The sequence below is a fragment of the Shigella sp. FC1967 genome (genome assembly GCF_001743005.1).
GTDB lineage: Bacteria > Pseudomonadota > Gammaproteobacteria > Enterobacterales > Enterobacteriaceae > Proteus.
Genome location: NZ_MIIZ01000574.1, coordinates 1 through 7517, shown reverse-complemented (window position 1 = coordinate 7517; position 7517 = coordinate 1). Strand labels below are relative to the sequence as shown.

Annotated in this window: 5 protein-coding genes and 1 pseudogene; 2 read left to right on the top strand and 4 right to left on the bottom strand. The window is 37.3% G+C overall.

Going from position 1 to position 7517, the window contains the following annotated elements:
• On the top strand, positions 1-258 hold a 258-nt coding region (locus BHE89_RS05535), incomplete at its 5' end, for a type VI secretion IcmF C-terminal domain-containing protein (RefSeq protein WP_286145921.1).
• A 128-nt stretch (positions 259-386) separates the two neighbouring features.
• Here BHE89_RS05535 and BHE89_RS05530 read toward each other — a convergent pair.
• Together BHE89_RS05530 and BHE89_RS05525 are read right to left on the bottom strand one after the other, a co-directional pair.
• Positions 387-677, bottom strand: coding sequence for a hypothetical protein (locus tag BHE89_RS05530; protein WP_128860337.1), 291 nt, complete (start codon positions 675-677; stop codon positions 387-389).
• 76 nt (positions 678-753) lie between these two features.
• Positions 754-2334, bottom strand: a complete 1581-nt coding sequence (locus BHE89_RS05525) for a TerC family protein (RefSeq protein WP_069368814.1) — start codon at positions 2332-2334, stop codon at positions 754-756.
• Between the two features lie 243 nt (positions 2335-2577).
• Here BHE89_RS05525 and gndA point away from each other — a divergent pair, with 243 nt between their 5' ends.
• Complete coding sequence (gndA, locus tag BHE89_RS05520) at positions 2578-3984, top strand: NADP-dependent phosphogluconate dehydrogenase (RefSeq protein WP_069368813.1); 1407 nt, start codon at positions 2578-2580, stop codon at positions 3982-3984.
• 126 nt (positions 3985-4110) lie between these two features.
• On the opposite strand, the pseudogene BHE89_RS05515 reads toward gndA, so the two are convergent.
• Positions 4111-5429: pseudogene (locus tag BHE89_RS05515) on the bottom strand (dicarboxylate/amino acid:cation symporter).
• Positions 5430-6018: 589 nt separating this feature from the next.
• Complete coding sequence (locus BHE89_RS05510) at positions 6019-7389, bottom strand: dicarboxylate/amino acid:cation symporter (protein WP_128860335.1); 1371 nt, start codon at positions 7387-7389, stop codon at positions 6019-6021.
• Between the last annotated feature and the right edge of the window lie 128 nt (positions 7390-7517).

Genomic DNA, 7517 nt, shown 5'->3' with positions numbered 1-7517 from the left:
GCATCACTGAGCTGGATAACCACAAACACAGGCACGCGTATTTATGGTGATTATCGTGGCGTCTGGGGCATTATTCGTTTACTGGAAGATGCCCAAATTACACCTTATGCAGGGAGTACCAGCAGTTATTCTGTTAGTTGGAAAACCTTAAACGGACAATCACTAAATTACACCTTAAGAACTGAAATGGGTGAAGGTCCTATCGCTCTCTTGCAACTACGCAATTTTGTTTTACCAGAAAAGATCTTCTTGGATTAACCCTTTAAACAATAAAGAGAACATTAAAATGGAACTTTATGGATTACTACAAAGTTTAAGCTTAACAGTACGTTGGACAACGTTTTTTTTTACCACGAAACTTGATTACACTAAAAGTATAAAAATGATTATTTAAATTGAATAAATACATCCGCAACTTTTTTAGGACCTTCATAAATTTCAATTTGTTTTAATTCTTTTAATAAGTGGTGAGGAGCATGTTCAACTAAAAACTGCATATCGCCTTCACTTATCCAATGTTCAGACTCTTGCCAAGTATAAATAATTTTAATCGCAAGGCTCCAGCTATTTGGTTCATAAGGTAGTTGAGTGATTGGATAATAAATACCCGTTAAAGGCGGGGGGGGATTGTCTTCCTCCTTCAATAGAAGTAAGCCAGATGATTTTAACGCTAACATTGGTATGCATATTATTTTCCATCATCAAATAAAAAATATCCGCCATAAAGGCGGATATTTAAAGCGCTAATTGAAATTACGCTTCGTCAACGTTTTCTTCGTCTTCTGGTGTAGGCTCAACAATTCGAACTTTATTAATTCGATGGTTGTTCACTTCTAATGGTTCAAATTCAATACCCTCAATTAGGATTTTTTCTCCTACTTTGGGTACACGCTGTAAATGTTCCATTAGTAAGCCTGCTAAAGTTTCATACTCACGTTTTTCATCCAATTTGATTGGAATATAAAGTACCAGGTCTTCAAGTGGTGTAAAGCCATTAACAGTCCATGAACCGTCTTCGTTTTGAGCCAAGTCATGACGTGAATCGTTTTCTTCAGAACTGACCGGCAAGTTACCTGCTATGGTTTCCATTACGTCAGTCAGCGTCACAATCCCTTCTACCGAGCCAAATTCATCGACGACAAATGCGAAGTGAGTGTGAGCATTACGGAACTGTTCTAACGCTTGCAGTAAGGATAAACCTTCAGGGAAAATCAACGGTTGAGTGACCAATAAACGTAAGTTTAGAGGTTCATTACGTAACTGTTGATTCAGTAGTTGAATAACATTAACCACTCCGACTGGTTCGTCACTCGATTGTTCATCCGTGATCACGAGGCGAGAATGAGGTTCTTTTTCCAATAATTGGCGGATATCATCTTGTGTTGCATTTAAGTCTACATATTCAACATCATGGCGTGAGGTCATGATACTGTTAACATTACGTTGGCTTAAACCAAGCACACGCACAATCATTTGGCGCTCTTGAGGATCAAATACGTCTTCTGAACTGGAGACTAAATCAGAGGTATGAGGATCTAATTCAGAAGATTCGGGCTTACCATTAATAATACGTAAAACCGCTTCTGCTGTACGTTCACGCAGAGAGCGAGAAGCAGATAAGAAACGGCGACGATTAAATTGTGCAAGCTGATTAAAGACTTCTATCATGATAGAGAAGCCAATGGCTGCATATAGGTAACCTTTTGGAATGGCGTAGCCAAAGCCTTCGGCAACTAATGCAAAACCAATCATCAGCAAGAAGCTTAAACACAAAATAACAATGGTTGGGTGATTATTGACAAAATTTGTGAGGGGCTTACTTGCAAGGATCATCAAGAACATTGCAATAGTAACAGCCGCAATCATAACACCTAAATGATCAACCATACCCACAGCGGTTATCACTGAGTCAAGTGAGAATACCGCATCCAGCACGATAATTTGTGCAACGACAGACCAAAAGCGAGTTGTTTTGCGTTGTTTTCCTTCGTCGTGATCTTTACCTTCTAACCGTTCATTAAGCTCCATTGTGGCTTTGAACAGCAAGAATATCCCTCCGAGCAACATAATTAAGTCTCTTGCACTGAAAGGATGATCAAACAGTGTAATAAGAGGTTTTGTCAGAGTGATAAGCCAAGAAAGACTAAATAACAATACAATTCGCATAACAAGGGCACACAATAGGCCTGTTATACGAGCTCTATCTCTTAGTTTTGCTGGAAGTTTATCTGCCAGAATAGCAATGAAAACAAGGTTATCAATACCAAGTACGATTTCGAGAACAATAAGGGTGGAGAGTCCTACCCAGATTGTCGGATCCAAGATCCATTCCATACAGTTTGTTTTACCTTCTATAAAGACGGCATATGCGACTCGAGAATAATGAGCAATTTGAAGGAATTTTTCAATAAATTATTATCAGTAGTAGGGGAATAGTTTTAATTTGTCTAAAAGATTGTGATACCAATTACATCAATAACTACCACCAAGTGAGAGACTGAGTTACTATGTGATCAGGTTAACAAATTGTCAGTACATTGATACTGGCAGGTTTATTTTCAGACGGGAGTTATTTTCATGTCAAAACAGCAAATCGGCGTGGTTGGTATGGCAGTGATGGGACGTAACCTTGCGCTAAATATTGAAAGCCGTGGTTATTCTGTATCTATTTACAACCGCTCAAGCGATAAAACCAATGAAGTTATCGCTGAAAATCCAGGTAAAAAACTGGTTCCGAATTATTCTATTGAAGAGTTTGTTGATTCGTTAGAAAAACCGCGTCGTATTTTATTAATGGTAAAAGCGGGTGAAGCAACGGATAAAACAATTGCTGCATTGACGCCGCATTTAGATAAAGGTGATATCCTTATCGATGGCGGAAATACTTTCTTTAAAGATACTATCCGTCGTAACCGTGAATTATCAGCACAAGGCTTTAATTTCATTGGTACTGGTGTTTCTGGTGGTGAAGAAGGCGCATTAAAGGGTCCTTCAATCATGCCGGGTGGACAAAAAGAAGCTTACGAATTAGTTGCTCCAATCCTTGAAAAAATCGCGGCTGTTGCTGAAGGCGAACCTTGTGTGACGTATATCGGTGCCGATGGCGCAGGTCACTATGTGAAAATGGTTCACAACGGTATCGAATACGGTGATATGCAGCTGATTGCAGAAGCGTATTCAGTATTAAAACACTCTTTAGGTCTAACTAACGAAGAACTAGCAGAAACCTTTACCGAGTGGAATAAAGGTGAATTAAGTAGCTACCTGATTGAAATTACTGCTGATATTTTCCGCAAAAAAGATGATGAAGGTAAATACCTTGTAGACGTTATTCTTGATGAAGCGGCAAATAAAGGGACAGGTAAATGGACTAGCCAAAGTTCTTTAGACTTAGGTGTGCCAGTGACTCTTATCACTGAGTCCGTATTTGCTCGTTATATCTCTTCATTAAAAGATCAACGTGTCGCTGCATCTAAAGTATTATCAGGTCCAACACCTAAAGCATTCTCAGGTGATAAAAAAGCCTTTATCGAAAATGTTCGTCGCGCACTGTATTTAGGTAAAATTGTCTCTTATGCTCAAGGTTTCCAACAACTGAAAGCGGCATCAGATGAATATAATTGGGATTTAAATTACGGTGAAATCGCGAAGATTTTCCGTGCGGGTTGTATCATTCGTGCTCAATTCCTACAAAAAATTACTGATGCTTATAACGAAGATGCAAACATTGCGAATCTGCTGTTAGCGCCATACTTCAAACAGATCGCTGACGATTACCAACAAGCTTTACGTGATGTAGTTTGTTATGGTGTACAAGCGGGTATTCCTACTCCAACATTCTCTGCGGCTATTTCTTACTACGATAGCTATCGTGCAGAAGTGTTACCTGCAAACTTAATCCAAGCCCAACGTGACTATTTTGGTGCGCATACTTATAAACGTACTGATAAAGATGGCGTGTTCCATACAGAATGGATGGAATAAGTAAGATTAAATATTAAGTTATATCTCGATTAATATAACAAGTAAAAGGTGCTCAATTTGAGCACCTTTTTTATAGAGGTAATATTGTAGTATTAAGCAGGATGAGTATTGTTAAAAAAATACAAGTTATTGCTCAGAGACTTTCACATAATGAGGTTCTTCATTTACCTTACCAGCGACTAAATTATCATCAGCAAAGTCTTCTCTGGATATTCTTCCACTAAAAACAGCGTTCATTTTCTCTTTATCTAAGGCATCTTCCCAACGAGCAACAACAATACAGGCGCAAGCATTACCGACAAGATTAGTTAATGCGCGACATTCTGACATAAAACGATCAATTCCTAGAATTAATGCCATACCTGCGACGGGAACACTCGGCACAACGGATAAGGTTGCGGCTAAAGTAATAAAACCCGCACCAGTGACACCCGCAGCGCCTTTTGAGCTGACCATAGCAACAAAGAGTAGCGTAATTTGTTCTGTTAATGACAAATCAACGCCCGTTGCTTGTGCAATAAATAAGGCTGCCATGGTCATATAGATGTTCGTGCCATCTAAGTTAAAGGAGTAACCCGTTGGGATCACTAAACCAACGACTGATTTTTTACAGCCAAGTTGCTCCATTTTACTCATTAATGTGGGGAGTGCGGCTTCAGATGAAGAAGTGCCTAATACCAACCAAAGTTCATCTTTTATATATTTAATTAAAGAGAGAATAGAAAAACCGTTATATTTCGCAACAGCACCTAAAACGACTAACACAAAAAGTAATGCAGTTAGATAAAAGGTAATGACTAACAACATTAAATTACCAATGGAAGAGATGCCGTATTTACCTATAGTAAAAGCCATTGCGCCAAAGGCACCAATAGGCGCTAATTTCATGAGCATACTCACCATCTTAAAGACGGGATCGCAAAGATGCTGTAAAAATTTTAATACAGGTTCGCCCTGAGAGCCTACCGATGCTAACGCTAGGCCAAAAATGACAGAAACAAACAGGACTTGTAAGATATTACCGTTAACTAATGGACTCACGATAGTATCGGGGATGATATTCATGAAAAAATCAACAAGAGAAGAGTTATGTGCCTGAGTGACATACATTTCTACTCGGCTACTGTCTAATGATTCAGGAGAAATATTTAAACCGTCACCAGGACGAATAATATTCGCGGTGATTAATCCAATAACAAGTGCAATCGTAGAAAATGTGAGAAAGTAAATCATCGATTTACCTGCCACTTTTCCAACGGTTTTCATATTGCTCATACCCGCAATACCCGTGACTACGGTTAAGAAGATAACAGGTGCGATGATCATTTTTACAACTTTGATAAAACCATCACCTAAAGGTTTGAAGGATTCGCCAATATCAGGATAAAAAATGTCCTAATAGAATACCGAAAAATGATAGCAATAATGACTTGGACATATAACACTCGATAAAAGGGGGAGCTTGCGGGATGAAGTCTGCATAAAAAATTCCCTGTAACTGAAAGATATTGACTCAATAAAAAAAGAAATTATGATGTAAATTATTATTTACATTTATTTTGTTGTGATAGGTAACTTAAAGGTATGAACAAATTAGGTCAATAAAATAAAGTTGATTTTATCAAATATTGTGCTCTTCATCTAAAAAATTAGATTTAATTTCAATTTATCATAACTTTTGAAAATTATTTTTCTAAAATCAATGAGTTAATAAAATTGTATTTTGTTTTATTTTGTTGTTTTAATTTAAAAAAATGTGTGTATTAGTTTATTTTTTAGTGAATAAAATGGTTTAAATGTAAAAAATGCGGGTAGGGAGAAGTAGAAAGTAGATTTTGATATAATGATTTGTTTTTATTTAGTTTTATTTTTTAAAAGAAAAATGATCTTCTGACAAATCCATCAATGTAAATAAGCCCTAACTAATAAATAAATAAGCATTCAATAAGAACAAGAGTAAAGGTGGGTATTGAGGAAGAGATAAAAAGTTAAAGAGCGCATAAGCGCTCTTTAATGGATCAGAGAAAGTGCTCTTTATTTTACAGGGATTTTAATGGAGTTATCAGACTCAATTTCAATAGGGACTAATGGCGTATCTTCAACAAACTCACTTGACGCTTTGCCACTAAAGACATCGTTCATTCTTTCTTTATCTAAGGCATTTTCCCAACGAGCAACAACGATACAGGCACAAGCATTACCCACAAGGTTGGTTAATGCGCGACATTCCGACATAAAGCGGTCAATCCCTAGAATTAAAGCCATACCTGCAACAGGAACACTTGGTACAACGGATAAGGTTGCCGCTAAAGTAATAAAGCCAGCCCCTGTAACACCCGCAGCACCTTTTGAACTTATCATGGCGACTAAGAGTAGCGTGATTTGTTCTGTTAATGAAAGATCAATACCCGTAGCTTGTGCAATAAATAGAGCCGCCATGGTCATATAGATATTAGTCCCATCTAAGTTAAAAGAGTAACCCGTTGGGATAACTAAGCCGACCACTGATTTTTTACAGCCTACATTTTCCATTTTACGCATTAAGCTAGGTAAAGCGGCTTCTGAAGAAGAAGTACCTAATACTAACCAAAGTTCATCTTTAATGTATTTAATTAAAGAGAGAATAGAAAAACCATTATATTTTGCAACAGCACCTAACACGATAAGAACAAACAATAATGAAGTAATGTAGAAAGTCAGAACAAGCAATACTAAGTTACTGATTGATGAAATACCATACTTTCCGATGGTAAAGGCCATTGCACCAAAAGCGCCAATAGGTGCTAATTTCATTAGCATACCGACCATTTTGAATACTGGCTCTGAGAAGTTCTGTAAGAATTTAAGCACGGGCTCACCGCGAGGACCGATGGATGCTAATGCGATACCAAAGACTACAGAAACAAATAGGACTTGTAAGATATTGCCGTTAACTAATGGGCTAACTACTGTTTCAGGGATGATATTCATTAAGAAACCAACAATAGAAGAGTCATGCGCTTTCGCTACATAACTTTCTACTTTACTGGCATCTAATGAAGCAGGGGAAATATTTAGTCCATCACCTGGGCGAATAACATTTGCAACGATTAAGCCAATAATTAATGCAATGGTAGAGAAAGTCAGGAAATAAGCCATGGATTTACCCGCGACTGTACCTACCGCTTTCATATTATTCATACCTGCAATACCTGTTACTACGGTTAAGAAGATAACAGGTGCGATGATCATTTTTACGATTTTGATAAATCCATCACCAAGTGGTTTAAAGGATTCACCGACGTCAGGATAAAAATGCCCAAGCAAGATCCCAAGTAAAATGGCGACAATAACTTGCACATATAACACTTTATAAAGCGGTTGTTTTTTTAGTTGAAGTTTGCATGAAGATTTCCCTGCACCTATTGGTACATTGTTTATATATTTATTTGTATGTTAGAAAAATAACTGAATTGTAAATTTAATTTTACACTATTGTATTATTATTGATGCTAACTTAAATGTACGAGTAAATTAGGTCAATAACATAAAAT